The sequence below is a fragment of the Streptomyces sp. NRRL S-646 genome (genome assembly GCF_000720765.1).
GTDB lineage: Bacteria > Actinomycetota > Actinomycetes > Streptomycetales > Streptomycetaceae > Streptomyces.
Genome location: NZ_JODC01000104.1, coordinates 1 through 328 on the forward strand (window position 1 = coordinate 1; position 328 = coordinate 328).

At 58.5% G+C, this 328-nt stretch carries 1 rRNA gene; it reads right to left on the reverse strand.

Annotated elements, in window-relative coordinates:
* Window positions 1-328 (reverse strand): 23S ribosomal RNA (locus IH68_RS0149070); the annotation flags it as partial.

A 328-nucleotide genomic window follows, 5' to 3' on the forward strand; every position in this document is an offset into this window, starting at 1 on the left:
TCACGGTACTATCCGCTATCGGTCACCAGGGAATATTTAGGCTTAGCGGGTGGTCCCGCCAGATTCACACGGGATTTCTCGGGCCCCGTGCTACTTGGGAAATACGCAAGAGAGCCGCTGATGTTTCGACTACGGGGGTCTTACCCTCTACGCCGGACCTTTCGCATGTCCTTCGCCTACATCAACGGTTTCTGACTCTCCGACCGGCCGGCAGACCGATCAAGCACACTCCCACAACCCCCACGACGCAACCCCTGCCGGGTCTCACACGTCGTAGGTTTGGCCTCATCCGGTTTCGCTCGCCACTACTCCCGGAATCACGGTTGTT